The sequence below is a fragment of the Pseudomonas putida genome (assembly GCA_041879295.1).
In the GTDB taxonomy this organism is placed as follows: domain Bacteria; phylum Pseudomonadota; class Gammaproteobacteria; order Pseudomonadales; family Pseudomonadaceae; genus Aquipseudomonas; species Aquipseudomonas putida_Y.
Window position 1 is genome coordinate 57,545 of record CP047152.1, and the last position, 24,714, is coordinate 82,258.

Annotated in this window: 20 protein-coding genes; 9 read left to right on the forward strand and 11 right to left on the reverse strand. The window is 57.5% G+C overall.

What is annotated here, in order from left to right:
* The first annotated feature begins 171 nt into the window (after positions 1-171).
* Positions 172-1,197, forward strand: coding sequence for a hypothetical protein (locus GST84_00270; protein ID XGB10874.1), 1,026 nt, complete (start codon positions 172-174; stop codon positions 1,195-1,197).
* Between the two features lie 127 nt (positions 1,198-1,324).
* Positions 1,325-1,549, forward strand: coding sequence for a hypothetical protein (locus tag GST84_00275; protein ID XGB10875.1), 225 nt, complete (start codon positions 1,325-1,327; stop codon positions 1,547-1,549).
* 92 nt (positions 1,550-1,641) lie between these two features.
* On the opposite strand, the gene GST84_00280 is transcribed toward GST84_00275, so the two are convergent.
* From GST84_00280 to GST84_00300, 5 genes are all read right to left on the reverse strand, one after another.
* On the reverse strand, positions 1,642-3,639 hold the full coding sequence (locus GST84_00280; protein ID XGB10876.1) for a heavy metal translocating P-type ATPase: 1,998 nt from the start codon (positions 3,637-3,639) through the stop codon (positions 1,642-1,644).
* Between the two features lie 202 nt (positions 3,640-3,841).
* Complete coding sequence (locus GST84_00285; protein XGB10877.1) at positions 3,842-4,165, reverse strand: DUF2790 domain-containing protein; 324 nt, start codon at positions 4,163-4,165, stop codon at positions 3,842-3,844.
* A gap of 162 nt (positions 4,166-4,327) precedes the next feature.
* Positions 4,328-7,489, reverse strand: coding sequence for a CusA/CzcA family heavy metal efflux RND transporter (locus tag GST84_00290; GenBank protein XGB10878.1), 3,162 nt, complete (start codon positions 7,487-7,489; stop codon positions 4,328-4,330).
* 24 nt (positions 7,490-7,513) lie between these two features.
* Positions 7,514-8,764, reverse strand: a complete 1,251-nt coding sequence (locus tag GST84_00295; GenBank protein ID XGB10879.1) for an efflux RND transporter periplasmic adaptor subunit — start codon at positions 8,762-8,764, stop codon at positions 7,514-7,516.
* A 68-nt stretch (positions 8,765-8,832) separates the two neighbouring features.
* The gene (locus GST84_00300; protein XGB10880.1) at positions 8,833-10,104 is read right to left on the reverse strand and encodes a TolC family protein; all 1,272 of its coding nucleotides are present in this window, start codon (positions 10,102-10,104) and stop codon (positions 8,833-8,835) included.
* A 404-nt stretch (positions 10,105-10,508) separates the two neighbouring features.
* Here GST84_00300 and GST84_00305 point away from each other — a divergent pair, with 404 nt between their 5' ends.
* From GST84_00305 to GST84_00315, 3 genes are all read left to right on the forward strand, one after another.
* Complete coding sequence (locus GST84_00305; GenBank protein XGB10881.1) at positions 10,509-11,852, forward strand: outer membrane porin, OprD family; 1,344 nt, start codon at positions 10,509-10,511, stop codon at positions 11,850-11,852.
* 489 nt (positions 11,853-12,341) lie between these two features.
* Positions 12,342-13,016 (forward strand): heavy metal response regulator transcription factor, encoded by a 675-nt coding sequence (locus tag GST84_00310; protein XGB10882.1) that lies wholly within the window; start codon positions 12,342-12,344, stop codon positions 13,014-13,016.
* A 117-nt stretch (positions 13,017-13,133) separates the two neighbouring features.
* Positions 13,134-13,457: a hypothetical protein gene (locus tag GST84_00315; GenBank protein ID XGB10883.1), complete on the forward strand. Its 324-nt coding sequence runs from the start codon at positions 13,134-13,136 to the stop codon at positions 13,455-13,457.
* A gap of 101 nt (positions 13,458-13,558) precedes the next feature.
* Here GST84_00315 and GST84_00320 read toward each other — a convergent pair whose 3' ends face one another.
* The 5 genes from GST84_00320 to GST84_00340 form a co-directional block, all read right to left on the reverse strand.
* Positions 13,559-14,086: a hypothetical protein gene (locus tag GST84_00320; GenBank protein XGB15688.1), complete on the reverse strand. Its 528-nt coding sequence runs from the start codon at positions 14,084-14,086 to the stop codon at positions 13,559-13,561.
* A 189-nt stretch (positions 14,087-14,275) separates the two neighbouring features.
* Complete coding sequence (locus GST84_00325) at positions 14,276-15,742, reverse strand: hypothetical protein (GenBank protein ID XGB10884.1); 1,467 nt, start codon at positions 15,740-15,742, stop codon at positions 14,276-14,278.
* Positions 15,743-15,754: 12 nt separating this feature from the next.
* Positions 15,755-16,204 (reverse strand): hypothetical protein, encoded by a 450-nt coding sequence (locus tag GST84_00330; GenBank protein XGB10885.1) that lies wholly within the window; start codon positions 16,202-16,204, stop codon positions 15,755-15,757.
* 690 nt (positions 16,205-16,894) lie between these two features.
* Complete coding sequence (locus GST84_00335; GenBank protein XGB10886.1) at positions 16,895-17,302, reverse strand: integral membrane-like protein; 408 nt, start codon at positions 17,300-17,302, stop codon at positions 16,895-16,897.
* A gap of 129 nt (positions 17,303-17,431) precedes the next feature.
* Positions 17,432-18,724 carry a PAS domain-containing protein gene (locus GST84_00340; GenBank protein XGB10887.1) on the reverse strand — a complete coding sequence of 431 codons (1,293 nt, stop codon included), beginning with the start codon at positions 18,722-18,724 and terminating at the stop codon, positions 17,432-17,434.
* 222 nt (positions 18,725-18,946) lie between these two features.
* On the opposite strand from GST84_00340, the gene GST84_00345 reads away from it, so the two are divergent.
* Genes GST84_00345 through GST84_00355 form a run of 3 tightly spaced genes read left to right on the forward strand, consistent with a single transcriptional unit; the run spans position 18,947 to position 21,956 of the window.
* Positions 18,947-19,831 carry an MBL fold metallo-hydrolase gene (locus GST84_00345; GenBank protein XGB10888.1) on the forward strand — a complete coding sequence of 295 codons (885 nt, stop codon included), beginning with the start codon at positions 18,947-18,949 and terminating at the stop codon, positions 19,829-19,831.
* A gap of 41 nt (positions 19,832-19,872) precedes the next feature.
* Complete coding sequence (locus GST84_00350; GenBank protein ID XGB10889.1) at positions 19,873-21,141, forward strand: FAD-dependent oxidoreductase; 1,269 nt, start codon at positions 19,873-19,875, stop codon at positions 21,139-21,141.
* Entirely contained in the window at positions 21,138-21,956 is an 819-nt protein-coding gene (locus GST84_00355) for a TSUP family transporter (GenBank protein XGB10890.1), read from the forward strand. Before GST84_00350 ends, GST84_00355 begins: the two co-directional genes overlap by 4 nt.
* On the opposite strand, the gene GST84_00360 is transcribed toward GST84_00355, so the two are convergent.
* Positions 21,945-22,832: a LysR family transcriptional regulator gene (locus tag GST84_00360; protein XGB10891.1), complete on the reverse strand. Its 888-nt coding sequence runs from the start codon at positions 22,830-22,832 to the stop codon at positions 21,945-21,947. The two genes, GST84_00355 and GST84_00360, sit on opposite strands and share 12 nt — an antisense overlap.
* A gap of 231 nt (positions 22,833-23,063) precedes the next feature.
* Here GST84_00360 and GST84_00365 point away from each other — a divergent pair, with 231 nt between their 5' ends.
* Positions 23,064-24,710, forward strand: a complete 1,647-nt coding sequence (locus GST84_00365) for a choline dehydrogenase (protein ID XGB10892.1) — start codon at positions 23,064-23,066, stop codon at positions 24,708-24,710.
* The last annotated feature ends 4 nt before the right edge of the window (positions 24,711-24,714 follow it).

Sequence of the window (24,714 nt, forward strand, 5' to 3'; positions counted from 1 at the left end):
TGCCAAAGCTCGGCGAATCTGATGTGATTGCCGCGTCGGGCTTTGCATGGTGGCCGTGCAAGCAAATCAAACCTGACTCCTATTCATGATTGAACCTGATTCGACGTCCAGCTTCGCGTCTAACGGCCCTACAAGCGCAGCTACCCCAACGTCGCTCATTAGGGGATAGTCATGTCTGCAAAAAAGCTGCTTCAACCTCTCGCTGCTCAGCTGCACGCCTCGTTCTCGGCTTCTGGCCGCCCGTACTCTCATCTGCACCTCCACCAGCTGTTCCACGCGGCCATCGGCTCCGTTGCACCGCAAGTTGCCATCCAAGACAAGCTGCCAATTCAGGTCTGTCGTGACAACGAGACACGGCAGTACAACCTCTACGCGGCGGTCGAGCGGGCGAAAACGTGCTTAGGATTGACCGATCTTCAAGCAGTCGGTGTGGCTGAAGAAGTCATTGAGGTGCTACGAACTGCGGGAATCGGCGTGAACCAGGTTCGCCTGCTCCTTGACCCCTCCTTCAGCTCGAAGACTCGCAAAAAGGCCTTCAAGGCTCTCTGCAAGAACCTGGATCTGAACGAGCTAGGCGATCGCTTCGTCCCCAAGACTGCCACGTTGGCCATCGCTGCTGGTATTGCGCCGCCTCCCAAAATGTCGTGGAAGGATCGCTTCGCCCTGGCTGCAAATTCCCCCATGCGGGGGCCAAGCGAGCTCATCAGCATGGTCAACCGGGATGAGTGTTATCTGTGGGTATTCCCACCGACTGACCATCATGCGACGGCTCCAGCGACGCATGACCGTTTCTTTGGTGAAAAGACCCACCCGAGCGCAGAAATGGGCATGGGGTTCAGCATCATCGATTCCGGCTGGACCCGCCCCAAGTACCCGCTATCCAGGCAGTCACAAGAGACCTTCATCCAGTATTCGCTTTCTGCGCCGATGTGGTCCTGGCGCGCACAAAGTGACACCTGGCGCCTGGGAAACATCCTGCGTTCAAGAATCCTTGACGGGGCTCCTTGGCATAACGAGCCTCTGAGTGACGTGCTTCCGAGCGGCCTTAAATCCCTGCCCCGGATCTATGGGTGCGAAACCTGCCGAACGCTGTTCATTGAGAATCACAGCGACTACCCGGATGTACCCACTCAGTGCCAATGCGGTGAGGCGAGCAGCACGGGTGACCAAAACGAGTCATCTGCTCTCAATAGCTGATTTTCCTTACGGTGGCGGGCTGAGCCCCCCGTTAGGGATTGGCTATGGGAGCGGGATTCGCTCACCCCAAACCTGAAGGCGCCGCCACCTAACCGAGCGATATGAGCTGAATGCTCGCGGAGTAGATATGCAAAAGAGTAAAAACAAACAGGACACCCTGGCGGCGATCAATGCGCTTGTCGAGATTGCGTATGATCAGGGATTTGCGGACGGACACGGAGTCGGCAATCAAGTCGGTTTCGTAGCCGGTGTCATGAGCCTCAAAGCTGCATTGGCCTGCGGCTTACGGCATGGCTCACCTGAGTGCGGAAAGGCCCTTGAAAGCCTCAAGCGCATCGGGATCGACGAGTGAGAGAAAAGTACGGGTCGTGCGCTGATCGCGCACGACCCGTACTTCTACTTCAGGTCATTTCCCTGCTTAGCTTCATGATTGAAGCTCAGGGATCAGGTGCTTCTGCGGTAGGCCAACAGGCGCAAGGCGTTGAAGACGACCAACAGTGTGGAGCCCTCATGGATCGCAACAGCGGCACCAATGCTCAAGCCCATGATGGTGGACGGAACCAGGATGGCCACAATCCCCAAGCTGACGAACAGATTCTGGTGGATGATCGATCGCGTGTGACGGCTCAGCCCCACCGCAAATGGGAGTTGCCTGATGTCGTCAGCCATAAGCGCGATATCAGCCGTTTCCAGGGCAACATCAGATCCAGCAGCCCCCATTGCGATACCAACGCTCGAACTGGCCATGGCAGGGGCATCATTGACGCCGTCACCCACCATGGCCACCTTGGCGCTAAGGCGCAGGTTTTTGATGGCCTTGACCTTGTCTTCCGGCATCAGGTCTCCCCACGCTTCATCTAAGCCAACTTGTTTGGCTACAGCCTCTGCAACGCGGTTGTGGTCTCCAGAAATCATGACCATGCGTTCGATGCCCATCTCTCTAAGCTTCTGGAGTGCCTCTTTGGCCCCCTCCCGGGGTGTGTCCAATAGCCCGATAGCGCCCAGATCCTTGTCAGCACGCCGTACCACCATGGTGGTACGGCCTGACTGACGTAGACGCTCCGCAGCCTCCAGGGCTGCCTTGCTGAGTGCGGGAATACCATTGGTACCGAACATCTCGACCTTGCCAATCCAGACGAACTGCCCATCAAGCTCAGCACGCACGCCGCGGCCAATCATGTTGCTCATGTTCTTGGCTTGGAATCGGCGCCGTGTGCCAATCATCTCTTCACCGTCACGCACAATTGCCGCAGCCAGCGGATGGTCGCTCATCGACTCCACAGCGATGGCGACGTTTAGCAGATCCTCGATCTGCGTGCCGCCTATGGGTATTACATCGGTGATACGTGGGCGCCCTTCGGTCAGGGTACCGGTCTTGTCGAATGCCATGGCATTCAATGATCCAAGCTCTTCAAGTGGCGCACCGCCCTTGATCAGCACGCCACCTCGGGCTGCCCTGGCGATGCCAGAGAGAATGGCGCTTGGTGTAGCGATCGCGAGCGCGCAGGGGCTGGCTGCAACCAGTACGGCCATCGCCCGGTAGAACGAGTCACGGAACGGCTCGTCAAGGAAAATGCCGGCAAATAGCAGCCCGACTACCAGCAGTAAAACCAACGGGACGAATATGCGTTGGAAGCGGTCCGTGAATCGCTGGGTCGGTGACTTCCTGACTTCGGCTTCACTGACCATCTTGATGACCCGCGCCAAGGTACTCTCCGTAGAGCGCCGTGTTACCTCAACCTCGATGAGCGTTTCGCCATTGATGGTACCGGCGAAGACTTTCGAGGCTGCATCCACTGCATCTGGCTTGCTGCGTGCGAGTTCGGCATCAGGAACAGGTTGCTTGTCCACGGGGACGCTCTCACCGGTTACTGGCGCCTGGTTGATACTTGAGGAGCCTACGACTACAAAACCATCGGCCGGCAGGCGGTCATTGGGGCGCACGATGACAACGTCACCGGGAACCAGCAGCTCCACGGGCATCTCCACCGTGCCATTTGCTCTGCGTACGATCGCGGTGGCTGGTGCGAGCTTGGACAGTGCCTCAATCGCTTTCTTGGCCCGCCCCATCGCGTAGCTTTCAAGGGAATGCCCCAGACTGAACAGGAACAGCAGCAGAGCCCCCTCCGCCCAGGCGCCGATGCTCGCGGCACCGACTGCGGCGAGAAGCATCAGCGAGTCGATCTCGAAGCGTTTCTGACGGATGTTGGTAACCGCTTCCTTAGTGGTGAACCATCCACCGAACACGTAGGCCGACACGTACAGAATCAGAGGCAGACGATCAATCAGGCCAAGTTTTCCTGCGAGAGCTCCGGCACCCAGGAGAGCACCACAGATCAGCGCGAAAATCAGCTCTGTGTTCATTCCAAAAATGCCGCCATGCTCATGGCTATGACCTTCATGCCCGGCTTGGTCATCAGGGCGTTCAAGCAAACTCTTCATAACTCGTCCCTTCTGGGGTCAAGGCTTCCAATTGCCCTCTGCAGTTGGGGAGCCGTCTCTGTTGGTTGGCTAAGATCTATTGCACGGTTTGCCCGAGCCCAGGCGTTAACATTTCGAAGCTATGGGGTATCGGGCGTAATAAAAAATGCCAGGCACTGCCTGGCATTTATGAATTCTCTAATTGTTCTGTTCAAATCGTTTACTACTTGTTGTTGATGCATTGCGAATACATCGAGTAACGAACAGTCTTGAGCGTGCCCTGGGAGTCCTCGAAGGTCATCAACCGTGGATAGACCTGGCAGGTACGGGGGTCCTGCGACTGACGTACGAATTTCGCAACGTCTATCTTCATGCCATATTTGTAATCCTGAATCTCTGGCATTGGCTTGCCATTTTTCTCCGCGTACTTGGCCACTGCGGTCTGGTGTTCCTTGGTGTATTGAAGCTGCTTGCTCTCGGAGAAAGTGTTGGCCTGCGAAGCCACCGAGAAAACAACAAGTGCAGCAGCGATAATTAGCTTTTTCATAAAACCCTCTCAATTTCAAAACTTCTCGGGCGTAACCTTAGCAATGCATAGGCATCACCGGCATGACGAGAAACTTACAATTTTGAAAGGTAAGTGCATCTACTTCACTTTAAACAAAAAAGCCCACAACACGTGTTGTGGGCTTCTCTTTAGCGGAGGCTGTTAGCTAACCACTTCGGCCTCGTCGCCGTCTTCATCCTTGCGGTGTGCCCAGTGATACAGGGCAGGCAGTACCAGCAAGGTCAGTGCGGTGGAGGACAGGATCCCGCCAATCACCACCGTCGCCAATGGCCGCTGAACTTCGGCACCGGTGCCGGTGGCCAAAGCCATCGGGATGAAGCCCAGGGACGCTACCAAGGCTGTCATCAGAACAGGTCGCAGACGGGTCAATGCACCTTCATCGACTGCCTGTCTGAGCGTTCGTCCCTCCTCCCTTAGCCCGCGGATGAAGGCAATCATCACCAGGCCGTTCAGTACTGCAACGCCGGACAGTGCAATGAAGCCGACACCTGCCGAGATCGACAGTGGGATGTCCCGCAGCCACAACGCCACAACACCACCGGTGAGTGCGAATGGAATACCGGTGAAGACCAGCATGCCGTCCTTCAGGTTGTTGAACATCAGGAACAACAAGGTCATGACCAGCAGCAAGGCGACTGGAACAACGATCTGCAGGCGTTTGGCAGCCGACTGCAGCTGCTCGAACTGGCCCCCCCAAGTCGTCCAGTAGCCCGCAGGGATTTGCACCTTCTTGTCCAGCGATGCGGTCGCCTCCTCAACGAAGGACCCCAGATCGCGGCCTCGAACGTTGGCGCTGACGATAACCAGACGTTTGCCGTTCTCGCGGCTGATTTGGTTCGGGCCCAGTTGCAGGTCCAGATTGGCGACCTGGGACAGCGGGATGAAGCCGATCTGATTGGCACCCTGTGCCGCATTGGCAGGTACCGGGATCAGCAAGCTGGACATACCCGCTACGTCGGTGCGAACGGTCTCTGGTAGGCGTACTACCATGTCGAACCGACGGTCGCCCTCATACAGCGTGCCGGCCTGACGGCCACCCACGGCGATAGCGATCGAGTTCTGAACATCCGCGATGTTCAGGCCGTAGCGTGCTGCTTTTTCGCGGTCAATGTTGATGGTCAGCACCGGCAGGCCGGATGTCTGCTCAACTTTCACTTCCGATGAGCCCGGGACCGCTTTGAGCGCTGCCGCGATCTTGTTGGCGGTGTTGTTGAGCACGTCCATGTCATCGCCGAAGACTTTCACAGCGACGTCACTACGCACGCCCGAAATCAGCTCGTTGAAACGCAGTTGGATTGGCTGCGACAACTCGTAGTTGCTTCCTGGAACACCCGCTGCGGCCTTCTGCACTTCAGCAATCAGCTCATCACGAGGCTTCTTCGGGTTAGGCCACTGATCCTGAGGCTTGAGCATGATGTAGGCGTCAGAGGCGTTCGGCGGCATCGGGTCAGATGCAATTTCTGCGGTACCCGAGCGTGCGAACATCCGCTCAACTTCAGGCACCTGCGCAATCACCGCTTTCTCCAGACGCTGCTGCATCTCGACAGATTGAGTGAGGCTCGTTCCAGGCACACGCATGGCCTGCATCGCAAAGTCACCCTCACTGAGGCTTGGGATGAACTCGCTACCCATACGACTTGCCAGCAAACCACTGAGCACGACCAAGGCTACTGCGGCCGAGAAAGCGATGTTCCGATGTCCCAGCACCCATTGCAGAACCGGTTCATAGCGCAGTCGAGCTGTGCGCATGACCACGCCTTCCTCTTCCTTCACCTTGCCAGTGACGAACATGGCAATAGCTGCAGGAACAAAGGTAACGGACAGGACCATTGCACCCAGCAGCGCCATCACAACGGTGAAGGCCATCGGGTGGAACATTTTGCCTTCGACGCCGGTGAGGGCGAAGATCGGCAGGTACACCACCATGATGATCAGCTGACCGAAGATCAGCGGCCGGCGAGCTTCTCGCGCCGCGGCAAAGACCTCGTGGAAGCGTTCGGTTTTGGTGAGCATGCGGCCATGCTTATGTTGCGCATGAGCCAGTCGACGGATCGCGTTTTCTACAATAACCACGGCACCGTCGACGATGATGCCGAAGTCGAGTGCCCCCAAACTCATTAAGTTGGCACTGACCTTGTTGTTGAACATGCCTGTGAAGGTGAACAGCATGGACAGCGGAATCACCATCGCGGTGATCAGAGCCGCACGGATGTTGCCGAGGAACAGGAACAGAATGGCGATAACCAGGATCGCGCCTTCCACCAGGTTCTTCTTCACCGTCGCGATGGCTTTTTCAACCAGGTTGGTACGGTCGTAAACAGTCACAGCCACCACGCCCTTTGGCAGGGTGCGGTTGATGTCCGCCAATTTGGCGGCGACAGCTTGAGATACGGTGCGGCTGTTTTCACCAATCAGCATGAACACGGTACCGAGCACGACTTCGCGGCCGTTCTCAGTAGCAGCACCTGTACGGAGCTCTTTACCGATGCTGACGTCAGCAACGCTGCTGATGCGAATCGGTGCACCATCCACACTGGTGATCACGATGTTGGCGATGTCTTCGATATTGCCTACCTGACCCGGTGCACGGATGAGCAACTGTTCACCATTACGCTCGATGTAGCCGGCACCGACGTTGGCGTTGTTACTTTCCAACGCTGCGACCAGGTCATTGAGTGTCAGCTTGTAGGTAGCCAGGCGCTTTGGATCCGGCGCAACCAGGAACTGCTTGGCATAACCGCCGATGGTATTGATCTCGGCCACACCCGGGACGTTACGCAGCTGAGGCTTGATGATCCAGTCCTGGATCACGCGCAGGTCGGTCGGGGTGTACGGCGTACCGTCCTCTTTGACCGCGCCATCTTCGGCTTCAACAGTCCACAGGAAGATCTCGCCGAGGCCGGTAGATACCGGACCCATGACGGCCTCTACACCTTCTGGCAGCTGTTCCTTCGCAACCTGCAGCCGCTCGTTGATCAACTGGCGGGCAAAGAAGATGTCAGTGCCATCCTTGAAGATCACGGTGACCTGAGACAGGCCAGAGCGAGACAGGGAACGGGTCTGCTGAAGGCCCGGGAGACCGGCCATGGCCGTTTCAACTGGAAACGTGATCCGTTGTTCGGTTTCCAAGGGCGAGTAACCAGGCGCTGCAGTGTTGATCTGCACCTGGACGTTGGTGATATCGGGTACCGCATCGATGGGCAGCTTTTGATAGCTGTAGATACCGATACCCGCCATGATCAGAACGGCGATCATTACTACGATGCGCTGCTCGATGGCGAATCTGATGATACGTTCAAACATGAGAAATCATCCTGTCAGTTCGCATCAGTGACCGTGTTCGGCAGAAGCTTTGCCGAGCTCGGACTTGAGTGTGAAGCTGCCACTGGTTGCTACCTGGGCGCCGGCTTCAATACCGTCGATGATTTCCACGTACCCATTGTCGCGGCGACCCAGTTTTACCGGGCGGGTGTCAAAGCCATCTGGGGTGCGTACGAATACCGAAGGTTTGTCTTCAACGGTCTGCACAGCGTGCTCAGGGACCGCTACGGCAACTCGATCGGTCTGGGAGGTGACCGCAATGTTTACGAACAGGCCTGGACGCCAGGCGCCGTTGGGGTTGGTCAAGGTGACGCGGACAGTAGCTGCACGGTTTTGCTCGCCCAGCAGGCTGCCGACATAACCCACCTTCCCTTCGACCTCGACGTTCATGTCAGGCGAAGAGACTTTCACTGCACGGCCAGTCGTGACCTTGCCCAGATCTGTCGGCGGAACTGCGAAGGTCGCCCAGACCTGATTCAGGTCGGAAAGGATGAAGGCGTTGGTCGCCTCGCTGACGACTTCGCCGACGGTCAGGTGTTTCTCCACTACCACGGCGTCGAAGGGAGCGCGGAGCTCGTAACGATTACCGCCAACGGAGTTAACCGAGGCACCGATTGCGCCGACCTTCTGCTTGGCGTTGGCCAAGGAGATCTCCGCTTCTTGCAGCGCTTGGCGTGCTTGGAGGTAGTCTTGCTCTGCAGAGATCTTGTCCTGCCACAGTTGCTTCTCACGTTCGAAGGTCACACGCGCCAGTTCGACGCGACGCTGTGCGGCCTGTTGTTCGCTGCGCAGGTCAGAGATCTGCTGGCTGGCGATTACCGCGAGGACTTGCCCTTTCTTGACCGTCTCGCCCAGGTTGGCCTGGACAGCCTCAACAACGCCAGGAACACGAGGAACCACGTGGGCAGTACGATCTTCGTCGAAGCGAATTTCGCCAGGGAAGCTCACGACGGTACCGAGGTCACGAGGCGCTGCAGCTTCCAGGGCAACACCAGCGGCCTTGATCTGTTCAGCGCTGAGCGTCAGCTTGCCCTCTTCTTCACCGCCCTCTTCGCTGTGGCCTTCTTCACCATGGCCCTCATCACCTTCCTCTTTGGCGGCAGATGCGGCTTTCTTTTCGTCGCCATGGCCATCGTTAGCGCCATGCTCGGCAGTACTGGCGGCCTGCTGTCCGGAACTGTTGTTCCAGGCAAGGCTGCCAAATCCGAGGGCTGCCACAGCGGCTACCGCGAGGGCGATCTTGCGTTTGTTATCCATTGCTACTCCTGCTGATCGTAGGCACCGGCTTGTTCAAGGCTGTGTGCCGAAGAAAATGTTTGGCCCGTTCAGCGAGTGCCGGCGGTTGAGCCGACTTCGCCATAAACCCTTTCCACCTGCGCACGCGCATTGGTCGCCGCTGCCAACGATTCGAGGTATTGGCCACGAGCGACGATCAAGGTGCGCTGGGCATCCAGCACTTCGATGAAACCGAATTTGCCCATCTCGAAGCCGCGGGTTGCGGTCTCTACGGCTTGTTGGGCTGAAGGCAGAATGGTCTTGTCGTAGGACTCGACCTCCTGCATGGCGGTGGACCATTGGTTCAACGCGGTTTGGGTTTCGGTGCGCAGGCGCAGCTCAACAGCATTGCGCTGGTCCCGGGCCTGATCTGCACGACGAGAAGCGGAAAGAATGTTGCCCTGGTTACGATCGAACAGCGGCAAAGGGATAGACAGGCCCACAGTGTTGACCCGCTCGCGCACAGAGCGGTCGTACTGGCTACCTACACTGACAGTAAGGTTCGGGATACGCTGAGCTTTCTCTGAGCCGAGCGAGGCATCGCTCTTGTCTATCTGCACCACGGCCTGACGCATTTCTGCTGTTTGGTCGAGCTTAGCCAGCAGATCTTCAGTGCGAGGTGGCAAGCCCGGGGAGAGGGTTGGCGATTCGAGTCGATCAAACACGGTGACTGAGCTCCCGGTAATTTGAGCGAGCTGTTGGTAAGCGGTCGCTTTTTCCGTTTCTGCACGTCGAACTTGCAGCTGGGCTTCGGCCAGTTGCACTTGAGCGCGGGTCGCCTCCACTGGGGACGACTTACCTGCGCGAACACGGCCATCGACGATGCGAAGACCGCGCTCAGTCAGTTCGAGAGATTGCTTGGCCAGGTCGAGACCTGTCTGGGCCCGCAACGCGGCGTAAAAGGCTTGGACGACATCTGCACGCAGGCCGTTAACGCGACGGTCTAACTCAAGCTGTGCGGCGGTCTGCCCGTATGTGGCGACGTCAACACGAGCCCCCCGCTTACCGCCCAGCTCAAGGGTCTGGCTGAGAGAGACAGTCGTCTGGCTGGTGTTACGACGGGTGTCTTCCACGTCATACGAGATTGTGGGGTTGGGGATAAGCCCGGCCTGCTTGCGAGCACCATCAGCGATCCCAATTTCTTGCCTGGCCGCGGCCAGGTCTGGGTTGGCATCCATGGCCGTCGAAAGCGCCTGGGGCAAGCTGATGCTTTGGGCAAGGGCTGCAGGCGCCATCAACCCAGAGATGACTGCACAGAGTGCAGCGATCTTCCAGGGCGAGACGGGGGTCTTGGGTAAGACATTGCGGTTATACCGGGGCACTTTGATGGTCCTCGTGCACAAACTTCGATAAAGCTTGGCGAGAACGCCGAAACAGCTGCCAAGCCCCACTTGATTAGGTGATGGCACTCTAATGAGCGGTAGCTATCAGAGGGGTGGCTAGAAAATTACAATTTCGTAAGAAAGCTTTGTAATGCCCGTAAATACTGGGAAACCCAACCCGACACGATGATTTCGATACAAGCAACAGAGATGGCAAACACGCGGTGCGAAGGTGCCGAATAACAGGTAGATGACGAAATTGTAATTGTCCTATCACCCTCCCGTTATCTTCGGCCTGCAAATATGAGCTCGCGCTACGCTAGGCGCGCCGCCGGGTCAGAACAACTAACGACACCCGCGCCGGTAAACATAATAAAAACTGCCGTGAATCAAAGGAGCATCGGATGAAAATCAAAGTACCACTGTATTTGGCGGCAGTTTCTGCGCTGTCTGGAAGCTATGCTATTTCGGCACAAGCTGAAGACAAGCCAGAAGGCTTCATTGAAGGCAGCAGCCTTACAGTGTTGAACCGTAACTTCTACTTCAACCGTGATAACCGCGACAGCACCGCCCCCACTTACAACAGTGGCAAGGGCAATACGAACGGCTACTCCGAAGCCTGGGCGCACGCGATCATCAGCAAATTCAACTCCGGGTTTACCCAAGGTACCGTTGGCTTTGGCGTTGATGCCTTTGCCATGATCGGCCTCAAGCTCGACACCGGTGATGGGCGCAACGGCGGCCGTAGCTCCTTCGACGTGCTGCCCGTTGATAACAAGGGTGAAGCTCGCGACGAATACACCAAGGTCGGCGGCGCAGCCAAAGTCCGCTTGTTCGATACCATCGTGAAAGTGGGTGATGTCTTCCCATCGACCCCGGTCGTCGCATCGGGTGACTCTCGCCTGCTGCCAGAGAGTTTCCGCGGTGTGACCGTTGAGAACACCAGCATCCAGGGCCTTACCCTCCAGGGTGGTCGTCTGCATGCGATGAGCCAGCCGGTCTCAAGCAACCTGAACGACAACTTCGTGACGTTCTACGGCGGCCCGGTCAACTCGCCATGGATCGGTTACGGTGGCGGTGACTACTCGATCAACGACAACTGGACTGTGAGCGTCTACGCCAGCCAGCTGAAAGACGTCTGGAATCAGTACTACGCCGGCACAAGCGTGGTTTACCCGCTGAGCGACGATCTGGCGCTGATCGGTGGCTTCAACTACTACAAAGCCGTAGATGAAGGTAAGAAGCGCCTGGGTGAATTCGACAACAACATCTGGAGTGCCAAGGTCGGTGTGCGTTACGGTGCCCACACCCTGGCCCTGTCGCATCAGCGCAACAACGGCGACGACGATTTCGACTACCTGCGTCAGTCGGACTCGATTTTCGTCGACAACTCCATCCAGTACAGCGACTTCAACTCGCCGAAAGAGCGTTCCTGGATGCTGCGCTATGACCTGAACTTCACCAGCTACGGCATTCCAGGCCTGACGTTCATGACGCGCTACGCCAGAGGCTCGGGTGCGGATTACTCGAACGCTAACCAGTTCTACATGCGCACCGACGACAACGGCAACCCGCTCGACAATCAGAAGCGTTGGGAGCGTGACGTCGAAGTCAAATACGTTGTCCAAACCGGTCCGGCAAAAGATCTGTCCTTCCGGTTGCGCCAGGCAACCACGCGTGCCACTGCTTTCGAATCGGATCTGGATGAAACTCGTGTAATCATCGAGTACCCGCTTTCGATTCTGTAATTCGCTAACTGGGCCAGTTATCCATTGGCGGGTCCTGTTAGTAAAACGAGCATTACGCATTCACCTTGAGTGGCTTAAGTGCTCCTTTGGTAAAAGGTGGATATTTGGCGCCCATTGGGCGCCTTTTTTTTGCCTAAAATTCAAGTAGGCGTTCGATTGTACGCATCGCATGCCGGTGAAGTTCATGACTACACCAATGACCAGTCTCTTCAATGTGAGCGACCTCGCCGTCATCTGAGCGGAACGAAGCCAGCACAAAGAAGAAAATAACCCAATACTTCATAAGGTCAAATCACCTGCTGGAGAGAGGGCCCGCAACTGTCAAACCCAAACCGCGACAAGATATACCGCCAGACTATCAACTGTATTACCTAGAAATTACAAATCCGTCATTTGAGCCCCGGCACGCTCATTTTGATTTACCATCCCTTTCAATAATGCCGGCGCGCGTGCGCGGTTAATTGCTCAGTGATATCGAGACAAAATCCCATGCGAATTCTGGTAATTGAGGATGAAGTAAAAACTGCGGAGTATGTGCGTCAAGGTCTGACGGAATGTGGCTATGTCGTAGATTGCGTCCACACCGGGTCAGATGGATTATTCTTGGCTAAGCAGCACGAATATGAGCTGATTATCCTGGATATAAATCTGCCAGAGATGGACGGTTGGCAGGTCCTTGAGTTGTTGCGTCGTAAAAACTGCCCTTCCCGTATCATGATGCTGACGGCGAGAAGCCGGCTGGCGGATAAGGTCCGGGGGCTGGAGAACGGAGCAGATGACTACCTGATCAAGCCATTTGAGTTCCCTGAGCTGCTGGCCCGGGTTCGCGCCTTGATGCGCAGGTCAGATCACCCTGCATCCGTAGAGGTCATTCGCGTCGCTGACCTGGAGCTTGATCAGAGCCGGCACAGGGCATTCAGGGACGGTCAGCGCATTGACCTGACCACGAAAGAATTCGCGTTACTGCATTACCTGATGCGTAATACCGGTGTGGTGCTGAGCCGCACCCAAATTATTTCGCAGGTTTGGGATATGAATTTTGACTGCGACACAAACGTTGTAGAGGTGTCGATTCGAAGACTCAGAGCCAAGATAGATGACCCTTTCGAGACCAAACTGATACATACGCTTCGGGGCGTAGGGTATGTGCTTGAAAAACGATAGTTGCCAAGCTCTCTAGTACCGAAAATCCGCTACATGCTCCCGTCGCTTGCGAACTTGAGGTTTCTGTTTACGATCCGCGGCGCTGATTCCTCACTCAACAAATGAGGTAGGCTGTACATGAGGTATAGCATTGATTATCAGCAGGTTTCGCAAGGACAATCCGATGCCAGCATTGATGCCTGTCCAGCTGACATTGTCTTCAACAGCGACCATGGCCTAGCTCTTATCCCGTGCGTTGGCGATGTTATCAACCTCCCCTCTACGGCGGTCAAAGAAGGGGTTTGCGGCATCGTTAGATCAAGGATTTTCAATTATCTCAGAGGTCCTGAAGAGCTGTACTGTCACGTCAATATTCTCGTTGAGGAGGCGGACATCAATTTCGAAAGTCTCATCTCGGAATACATGCGCAATCAGTCACGTGCTCGCTCGCCTTCTTCATAAAGTCGAAGGCGGGCCAGTCCATTAATGGTTGTGTATGGGTGAGGGTTCAGCAGAGCGAGCGCCTACTGAGCACCAGAGATGAATAGTCACAGCCTAGTGGTTTAACGCGGTACTGCTGGTGTACGCAGGGCCGGACTCATTGTTTTTTGAATGGCGCATTGCAGCACATAGAAATATAAAACCCCGGAAGCAAATACGATTGCGGACAGATAAGCAAACTCAGAGTCTAAAACCCCGGAAACCATATACAATTTAATCGTGATAGAACCCATAATAATTCCGGTACAGTACATGACGCCTGTGAACTGATTGCCCAAAAAACTCAGTATGCCGCTGAAGGCATTGTTCGCACTCAACAGCATTGCTTTCAGTATCGTCCAGCCGAGAACTGGCAGAAAAGCCTTGATCATGAAGGCGAATAACATCGACGATGCAAACAGTTTTATCGGGGTTTCTGCCCACGGCTTGATGGTGCCGTCTACTTCAACGCCGGTATACAAGATGATATTCAGAATAATCGCCATAAGGGTGCATATGCCGAGGCGTATCATTTCCCGCTTAAGCGGGGCCATCATTATCACTGCGTGAATCTTGTTTCCAAAGTATCGTTTTAGTCCTTGGATCGACATTTTTCTTCCTATGCTCTCGGGTATGACGCTGTTGTAGCGTTGTATGACGGTCATGCTTTTACCCGAAGAGAGGTGACGCTTCAACGGTCCTGAATTGCGCAGGGGATCTCATGTCCTTCCCCTGGCTGGGTAGCTTGCTGAGAAATTCTCATCTACCTGCGTGGCAACGATGCGGCCACCCCGCCGCCGTCAGAGCTCTGGAGGACTGGCTGCTGTCAGCAACTCATCGAGTGACGGAACCTTAGCGTTTGCACTGAGGACGAGTGTTCTGGATCGGAGTATGGATACATCAAAGAAAGATTCGCACTCGACTCTTCCGTTTACTTCTCTCCAGTGGGTGACTTCTGGTATCAACTCATTAGGCACCGGGTATAGTGCCATAGGGTTATGGAATACCTCCACTTCAGCAGACCACGGCTCGTAGCCATATTGCGGCCAGAGCTGACCGTAGTCGCTGGACGCTACATCCAACAGAAATGGGATACCTCGTGATGCTCCCGGAGAACGGTCGAAAAACTCACCAAACCGCAAGTATCGGTACCCGTCTAGATGAGCTCCACCTGAGATCGGCACTCGGCTGAGCTTTGGCACTGTGCAGGCATTGGTGAAAATGACCGCTGAAAGATGGGCATTTTCCATTAGCGTAAATAGGCCGTTGGGGCGCCCTGATAGCAGAGATGTCTCTTCCTCCACAGTTATCAGGTGCGTACCACGATGCGCAGATGAGTGAACTGCAAAGCCATAGAGATAGCTGATGAGCGACTCCCTGCTCCACAGCATTGAACTGGGCGCATGGAAATCGGCTAAGGCCAGAATGAGCGGCTTACCCTCCACGTGCGGTAGGGATTCGTAACGCTTGTCCAATTTGTTTTGGATGGTCCTCGCAAACCTTTCTGCAGCCGCTCCTAAGAAACGCTCATGTCGGTCAGCGGGTGGGGGGACCGGCGAGGCGCCAAAATGCTCATACCGCTCTTCCGGGTTGGCTGTCACTGCTTCAACCCAGGCCTCATCTCCCAGCCTATTCTCGATGTGAAAATCGGGTGATTCTTTAGGCTGGGTGACCAAGAGTCCCTGTTCACGAAAAATCGCTAATAGGTGGGCTTCCCAGAGGCGGGTGTGAAAATTCTCAGTCTGGCAATCGGGAACCCAATTTCTGTCTGGGGATGGCAGTGCGAGATACAGTTGATTCAGCGCCCACGCCCCAATACGGCGGCTTGGATCAAATAGTGATTTGAACACCACGCTTGGTGTGCGCTTACCCATTCTGCTTAGAGGAGCACGTCGTCGTTCACCTGAAGGGAGTGGAAGCGGATGGGCTTGGGTATAGAGAAAATGGCTGATTGAGGCGCGGGCTTCGGACTCGCCAGTGGTGCACTCACCATGGCTGAGGAGCACCCACACGCTATCGACACGACGCCGCAAGGTGACAATTCCGAAGCTGCCGGAATTGATATTTCGGGTTAGAGCGGCACAAGAAATTCCGTCCTCACTAAGCCATGCCCCTACTGGCGGGCTGTCCCCAAACCCCAACCCTCGTGGAAGCGACAAAGCGATTAGATCGAACATCGGCGCAGCAATTTCTTTCATTCGCTGATCTCGGCAGTCGTCAAAATGCATTCCATCAATGCCTCGGAGCGTGCCCGCCGGCGATGGCATCGGTGGAGGTACCTATTGAAGAAGGGGGCTTTGCTCCACCAGGACGTCTCGGTTGGTGAAGATGGTCTCAATGGTTGCAGCCTCGGCAGCCACATGAGTCTTTCGCGTGATCTCTTCAAGGGCCAGTTCGAGCCGGTAGTCTTGGAAATACTCGTACAGCTTTTCAGAGCTCTCGGATATCTCCTCCCCACCATTTTTTGCGAACAAGATGTGGATGATCGCTGCGAGTGGGAGGGAGATGTCGAGATCCTTCTCTTCTGCATCTGACTCCGAGTTCAAACCGTCGAAATACCTCTCCAGATGATTCTGGAGCTCCTCAAGCCAGAACTGAGATAGGTTGCTAGGTAGGGAGCTTTCAGGCCCGGTCAGAAGGACTTCATCTCTGAATAGAGCCAGCAGATTGGGGTTTGCCATGGAGGACCTCACGATTAGATTTGAGAGCAACTGGTCAGCATAGTCCACCTCAAGATGACCACCTCCTTGACGCCCATCCTGGTGCTCCTGAGCATCAGACGAGTGAATCGCCCCGAAACCTGTAGATACAAAATGACCGCTTCTCGCCGTTAGCTGCCTTTCTTGAAGGACAGCTTTGGGTCGATAGCGGCCTTCGTGGAGGTTGGTGTCTACGGGGTCGGTTTAGTCATTCTGAATCTCCGGTTTCACCTCCGTGAGGCCGGCCATCGTCATGCATCAGATCTTGATTGACACGCGTGCCGCTTTGGATAGCCTTGCAATTGAGGGCTGCAACTGCGCATTTGTCGGGCCTGGGTACCAGCATGAGCCCCCCGCAATTTTGGCAGCAGAGGAAGCTGGTTCCTCTGAAGTAGTGACGGCGGGCATTGCCAGTCGGATTCTGAACCCAAGGTCGCCAGACTAGGAGCTAAAGGATCGCTGCGACTACTCCTCATCCCTTACCGAAAAGTCACGCGTCGGTCGTAAACGGCCCTTTCCAGGCCAATCAACTTTTGTGATTGGTGAGTAGGGATTTCTCGGCTTTTCTGTGAAAAGCACCCCTTCATTTCACAAAAAAAATGGCGAAGATTCCAATTTCACGGGGTCTGGCCTATCACCTATTTTGTGAACCTACATCAGGTGTAATTCGCCAGACACTAAGAAGCCCGCTGATGCGGGCTTTTTAGTGTCTGCAAAAAATCAGTAGCCGGTGAGAATGTTCACGATCACACCGCTGGCAATAGTCACCAGCACATAGTCGCCATTCACATACAGCCATCGATGATCACGAGGTGGCGCATACAGGTGGCGCGCTTTCCAGTCGGTTACCCAGTAACGGTCACCACGGTAATGTGGATCAACGGCATGACCACGGTGCCACTGCTTATGAGGTATCGGCATGCCGTGCTTCGGGCGGAAGTTTGGATCTCGGTAAGCAGGACCGCGGCCGTTGTCATGGCGGCCCTGCTGGTGCGGCTGAGCATGTGGCGGGTTGCCTTGGTGCGATCGGCTGCCATCATGTCGATCAGGTGGGCCAGGCTGCGCGAAGCTGGCCAGCGGTACGCTGAGTATGAGCGCGGCGCAGATCACGGCTAGGGTTTTCTTCATTTGATGCGGTCCTCTGCGTGTTATCGCCTGGCACGTATTGATTGCCAGGTTCGGTTAACTGATCAGACCACGATTTTTCCCTTGTAATGTCAGGATGCAGGTAAAGGTCTGGTAAAGTCTGCCGTTCTTTCAGTGCAGCCCGAGCGCTTTCAAGCGGCGATACAGCGTGCGTTCACTCATGCCAAGGTGACTGGCCAGTTCGCTACGCGACCCCTTGAACTGCTCCAGCGCCTGCGCCAATTCACCCAGGTCATTGCGACGGCCGCTTCCTTTAGCTGCGCCAGCCAGTCCGGTGTCTTCCGGCAAATGCTCCGGTCTGATCACACCGTCATCGGCAAACAAACGCGCGCGTTCCAGAATGTTGCGCAGCTCGCGGATATTGCCCGGAAACGGATGCAACGCAAGTTGCTGCAAGGCGTCTTCACTCAGCCTGGGCGTCGGCTGGCCGGCCATGCGCTGCAGCAAGCTCTGGGCGAGTAGCGGTAGATCTTCCACCCGTTCGCGTAACGCAGGCAGACGAATCGGGAAGCCGCTGATGCGGTAGTAAAGGTCTTCACGGAAAGAGCCATCCGCGACCATTTTCTTGAGCGGTTTGTGGGTGGCCGATATCAGGCGGAAATCCGAATGCACAGTGCGCAGGCTGCCCACGGGACGGAAACTGCCGGACTCGATCAGGCGCAGCAGCTTCACCTGCATCGCCAGCGGCACTTCACCGATTTCGTCGAGGAACAGGGTGCCACCATGGGCTGCCTCGGCCAAGCCTATCTTGCGCTGATTCGCCCCGGTGAACGCGCCCTTCTCATAGCCGAACAGTTCACTCTCGAACAACGACTCGGTCAGGCCGGTGCAGTCGACCACCACCAGCGGGCCGTTGGCCCTGGGGCTGCCCATGTGCACTGCACGGGCGAACAGCTCCTTGCCGGTTCCCGACTCCCCCTGCAGCAACACCGGGATCTGCGCCGGTGCCGCACGCTGCAGGCTGGCCAGGGCGGCCTTGAACATTGGTGCGCGGCCGACCAAACCTTGCTCCTGTGGCTGCGCCGAGGCGAGGGTGATGGTGGTGAGGCGTTCGACAAAGGCCACTACGTTGCCCTGTTCATCCAGGATCGGCCGCAATTCGACATCCACATGCTCAGGGCCACGTGGTGTGTGATGAATGTGCAATACCCGCTCCGGTACCTTGCTGTTCCACGCCTTGCGCATCGGGCAATGTTCGCCAGCCTGGTCGCACGGCACAGCGTAGTGATGCGAAACCCTGTGACACTTCTCGCCCAGTGGGGCCTGATCATGCCGGCCAAACTGACGGCGATAGGCCGCATTGGCGGCGAGGATGTTGTAGTCAGTGTCCAACACGATGGTCGGGAGGGCATCGTGCTCAAGGTAGGAAACCAGAGCTAGGATGAGGGGATGGGCTTCAGGCATGACGGCACCGTATGGATGACCGATGCAGGGTAACAAGGACTGCCAAATACTGCCATTGGCTGTCAGTCGACTGCCACCTGGGCTGTCAGTTTTATCGGCAGCTGTCTGCAACTGGCCGGTTTTATTGGCCAGTGAGTGGCAAAAAGCCTGGCATGCATCTTGATAAAGCTCCTGTCACTGCCTACGCCTGTACAAGGCGGGGCGGATAAATTGGAGAACGTGATGATCATCGGCAACAACCTTCACGTGGACGCCTTTTACGACGAGGCGACCTCGACCATCAGCTACCTGGTCATGGACCGTGAAACCCGACAATGCGCATTGATCGACAGCGTGCTGGATTACGACCCCAAGTCCGGACGCACCTGCAGCGCTTCGGCTGATCGCCTGATCGAGCGTGTGAACGAGCTGAATGCCAGTGTGCGGTGGGTGCTGGAAACCCATGTACACGCCGACCATCTTTCAGCCGCTGCCTACCTGAAGGAAAAGCTGGGCGGTCATACCGCTATCGGCGCGCACATTACCCAGGTGCAGAAAGTGTTTGGCGCCTTGTTCAATGCAGAGCCCGGCTTCGCCCGTGATGGCAGCCAGTTCGATGTGCTGCTCGAAGACGAGGAAGGTTTCCGGATTGGCAACCTGCAGGCCCGGGCGCTGCACACACCTGGGCACACGCCCGCGTGCATGAGTTTCATGATCGAGGATGCCGGCGAGATTGCGGTATTCGTTGGAGACACCTTGTTCATGCCCGACTATGGCACCGCCCGCTGTGACTTCCCCGGGGCCGATGCCCGCACCTTGTACCGCTCAATCCGTCGCCTGCTGGCTTTCCCCGATCAGACGCGGTTGTTCATGTGCCACGACTACCTGCCAGGTGGCCGCGACATGCAGTACGTCACTACTGTCGCCGAGCAGCGCGCCCACAACATTCACATCCACCAGGGTATCGACGAGGACAGCTTCGTGGCCATGCGCGAAGCCCGCGACAAGACGCTCGAAATGCCGGTGCTGATATTGCCTTCAGTGCAGGTGAACATGCGCAGCGGCCAACTGCCCCCACCGGAGGCGAATGGTGTGAGCTATCTGAAGATCCCGCTGAACAAGCTGTAACCTCCCTGCCCTCCATAATCAGATTTCCAGGATTTACCGCCATGCCTGCCTCGTTGTCCCCTGCCAATACCGACCACCACAAGGTGGTCATCGTCGGTGCCGGTGCCGCCGGTATCGCCACTGCTTCCAGCCTGATCAGCCGCGACCCGTCGTTGGACGTCGCCTTGATCGACCCTGCCGAAGTGCACTATTACCAACCCGGCTGGACCATGGTCGGTGCAGGTGTGTTCAAGGCACCAAGCACGGCCCGCACCATGGCGTCGACCATTCCTCGTGGTGTGCGCTGGGTCAAGGCACGGGTAAAGGGATTCGACCCGTTGGGCCAGCTGGTCATCCTCGATGATGGTCGCACCATCAGCTATGAACAGCTGATCGTCTGCCCCGGCCTCAAGCTGGACTGGGCGGCCATCGATGGGCTCAGCGAGACCCTGGGCCGCAACGGTGTCACCTCCAACTATCGCTACGACCTGGCGCCCTATACCTGGGAACTGGTGCAAAAGCTCAAGCAAGGACGCGCGGTGTTCTGCCAGCCGCCCATGCCGATCAAGTGCGCCGGTGCACCCCAGAAGGCGCTGTATCTGTCTTGCGACCACTGGCTACGCCATGGCCATTTGGGGGCGGTGAAAGCCAGCTTCTACAATGCGGGTGCCGTGCTGTTCGGTGTCGCCGACTACGTGCCTGCGCTGATGAAATACATCGAGAAATACGCCGTCGATCTGAACTTCTCCCACAGGCTGGTTGCCGTAGACGGCCCGGGCAAGCGCGCTACATTCTTGCGTACCTTGCCCGATGGCAGCAGCGAAACGCGCATCGAGGCCTTCGACATGCTGCACGTGGTGCCACCACAGGTGGCGCCAGACTTCATTCGCGAAAGCCCCTTGGCCGATAGCTCCGGCTGGGTCGACGTCGATCCGCATACCCTGCGCCATCGCAAATACACCAATGTTCATGCCCTGGGTGACGTGGCTAACACCAGCAATGCCAAGACCGCCGCGGCGGCCCGCAAGCAGGCACCGGTGGTCGCCAACAATGTGCTGGTGGCATTGGGCAGGCTGGCAACCCTGGCCCAGTACGACGGCTATGGTTCGTGCCCGCTTACCGTCGAGCGCGGCAAGATCGTCCTGGCCGAGTTCACCTATGGTGGCAAGCTGGCACCGAGCTTCCCCAGCTGGTTGCTGGATGGCCGCAAGCCGACACGCTTGGCCTGGCTGCTCAAGGCACAGGCGCTACCACCGTTGTACTGGCAAGGCATGCTCAAGGGGCGCGAGTGGTTGGCACGTCCGCAACTGGTAGCCGAGGGTGGGCAGTGATCGAGCATCAACTGTTAGGGGCGGGCCTGGGCGCGATCATCGGCGCGGTGCTGGCACTGACCGGCGCAGGCGGTGGCATTCTCGCTGTACCCTTGCTGGTGTTCGGCCTGGGGTTATCGATAGTCGAGGCGGCCCCGGTCGGCCTGCTGGCTGTTGGTTTGGCTGCGGGGGTTGGCGCAGTGCTGGGCTTGCGCCAAGGGCTGGTGCGTTATCGGGCTGCGCTGTTCATTGCGTCGGTTGGTGTGGCAGCAGCGCCGTTCGGGCTGATGCTGGCGCACCGCCTGCCAAATACACCGTTGCAGCTGGTATTCGCCGGGGTGCTGGTTTATGCCTGCCTGCGTATCTGGCGCAAGGCGGCCAAAGAACTGCGTGGCGAAGCCAATGAAGCTCATCGCTTTATCGAGCCGTGTGTGCTGAACCCGCTGCAGGGTCGTTTGCGCTGGACCCTGCCCTGCGCGCGCGCATTGGCATTCACGGGTGTCTTGTCCGGGTTGTTGTCCGGCCTGCTCGGCGTGGGTGGGGGGTTCGTCATCATCCCGGCCTTGAACCGCTACACCAATCTGCGCATGGCCAGCATCGTCTCCACCTCGCTGGCGGTGATTGCCCTGGTCTCTACCGGCAGTGTGGTCAGCGCCAGCCTTGCGGGCGTCATGCACTGGCAGGTTGGCGCCCCGTTTGCCGTCGGCGCGGTGCTCGGCCTGTTGCTGTCGCGACCATTGGCAGCCAGGTTGGCCGGGCCGCGCCTGCAGCAGATGTTTGCCTTGGCAGGTTGGGCCGCTGCCTTGTTGTTGGCCGGCAAGGCGTTACTGGGCTAGCAACTCGCTCTGTTCGGCCGCGCACAACGCCAGCAGGTAGTCCCACACCACCCGCAGGCGCACAGACTTGTGCAGCTCGCGGCGGGTGCAGATCCAGTAGCTGCGCTGGATGGTCTCACCCGGCAGCACGCGCACCAGTGTCGGGTCGTGGCGGGCCATGTAATTGGGCAGCACGGCGATGCCCAGCCCCGCGCGGGCGGCGGCTTGCTGGGCGATCACGCTGGTGCTGCGAAACACCACGTTGGGTGCTCGGCAGAAACTGTTGAGAAACAGCAGTTCCTGGCTGAACAGCAAATCGTCGACGTAGCCAATCCAGCAGTGCCGAGCCAGGTCTTCGCGGTGGCGCAGTGGCGGCGCGCGGTCCAGGTAGTCCTGGCTGGCGTATAGCGCCAAGCGGTAGTCGGTGAGTTTGCGGGTGATCAGCAGGTCGGCGTTGGGCCGCTCCAGATGGATGCTGATTTCTGCCTCGCGGTTGAGGATGCTGACGAAACGCGGCACCGCTACCAGTTCCACCTCCAGGCCGGGGTAGCGCTCGAACAACGCGTTCATGCGCGGGGTGAAGAACATGATGCCGATGCCTTCGGTTACCCCCAGGCGAATCTTGCCCAGCGGGGTGATGGCCTGGGTGATTTCTTCCTGCGCCAGCAGGGCGACATTTTCCATGGCTTCGGCATGCTTGAGCAGGGCTTGGCCCGATGGGGTCAGCTCGTACCCCTGGGCATGCTGCACGAACAGCGCGGTCCCCAGGCTCTGCTCGATGCTCTCGATATGCCGGGCCACGGTGCTGTGGGTCGTGTTCAGGCGCTTGGCGGCAGTCAGCAGGCGGCCGCTGCGCTGCAACTCGAGGAAAAACCGCAGATCGTTCCAGTCGAACATGCTTGTCCTTTTTGGCAGTTCGTTCCGGCCTCTTCGCGGGCAGTCCAGGTGCGCTGAACATCCTGAAGGCAACGTGGTCCCGTTGGGAGCGGGAGCGCCCGCGAAGAGGTCGGTACAGGCTTGCCACTGTGCTAAAACGCACAGCGGCTGCGCGAAATCTCGTGTTTCATCCACGAAATTACTCACTAAGATGGACCGGGACAAGAATAAAAAACAGGCGCGAGGTTGCACATGCCATCAGCCGATTCTGTCTTCGACTACGTGGTCGTAGGGGCCGGCCCCGCCGGATGCCTGCTGGCCAATCGTTTGTCCGCCGACCCTTCCTGCCGCGTGCTGCTGCTGGAGGCGGGTGGCCGTGACAATTATCCCTGGATCCACATCCCCGTCGGTTACCTCTACTGCATCGGCAACCCGCGCACAGACTGGTGCTTCAAGACCGAGGCACAGCCTGGCCTCGGTGGTCGCGCTTTGGGTTATCCAAGGGGCAAGGTGCTAGGTGGCTGTTCTTCGATCAACGGCATGATCTACATGCGGGGCCAAGCCGCCGACTATGACCATTGGGCCGCGCAAGGCAACGACGGCTGGGCGTGGAAAGATGTGTTGCCGCTGTTCAAGGCCAGCGAAAACCACTTTGCCGGCGCCAGCGAGCACCATGGCGCGGAGGGCGAATGGCGGGTCGAGCGCCAGCGCTACAGCTGGCCGATCCTTGATGCTTTCCGTGATGCCGCCGAGCAGAGCGGTATTGGCAAGGTCGAAGATTTCAATACCGGCGACAACCAGGGTTGTGGATATTTTCAGGTCAACCAGCGCAGTGGTGTGCGTTGGAACGCTTCCAAAGCCTTCCTGCGGCCGATCAAGGATCGCGCCAACCTCACTGTGCTGACTGGCGTGCAGGTTGACCAGGTACTGCTCGACAACACCCGCGCAAGGGCGGTGAAGGCGTTCTGGCAAGGGGCCTGGCATGAGTTTGCGGCGCGTCGCGAGATCATCCTCTGTGCTGGGGCGGTTGGTTCACCGGGCATCCTCCAGCGCTCCGGCATCGGTCCGCGTCAGTTGCTGGAAAGCTTGGGCATTGGTGTTCGCCACGATATGCCCGGCGTTGGTGGCAACTTGCAGGACCACCTGCAACTGCGCCTGATCTACCAGATCCGCAACACCCGTACCTTGAACCAGATGGCCAACAGCCTGTGGGGCAAGATGGGCATGGGCCTGCGTTACCTCTACGACCGCAGCGGGCCGCTGGCTATGGCGCCGAGCCAGTTAGGCGCGTTCGTGCGTTCAAGCCCCGAACAGGCCACCGCCAACCTTCAGTATCACGTGCAGCCGCTGTCACTGGAACGCTTCGGTGAGCCGTTACATCAGTTCCCGGCCTTTACTGCCTCGGTGTGCAACCTGCGCCCGGCCAGCCGCGGGCGTATCGATATCTGCAGCACCGACATGAACAGCACGCCGCTGATCGACCCCAATTACCTCAGTGCTCCGCAGGACTTGCGTGTTGCTGCAGATGCCATTCGCCTTACCCGGCGCATCGTCCAGGCCCCTGCCCTCGCCGCTTTCGAGCCCAAGGAATATTTGCCGGGCCCGGCGCTTCAAAGCGAGGAAGAACTGTTCGAGGCCGCTGGCAAGATCGGCACCACCATCTTCCACCCGGTCGGTACCTGTCGCATGGGCAACGGTGCCATGGACGTTGTGGATAACCAACTGCGTGTACATGGCATCCCCGGTCTTCGCGTGGCAGATGCTTCGATCATGCCGCAGATTACTTCCGGCAATACATGTTCCCCCACCCTGATGATCGCCGAAAAGGCGGCGCAACTGATCCTCAAAGGAGCTGCTACCCAGACCAACCTGAACGAAGACGCGTTACCGACGCCCTGACCCG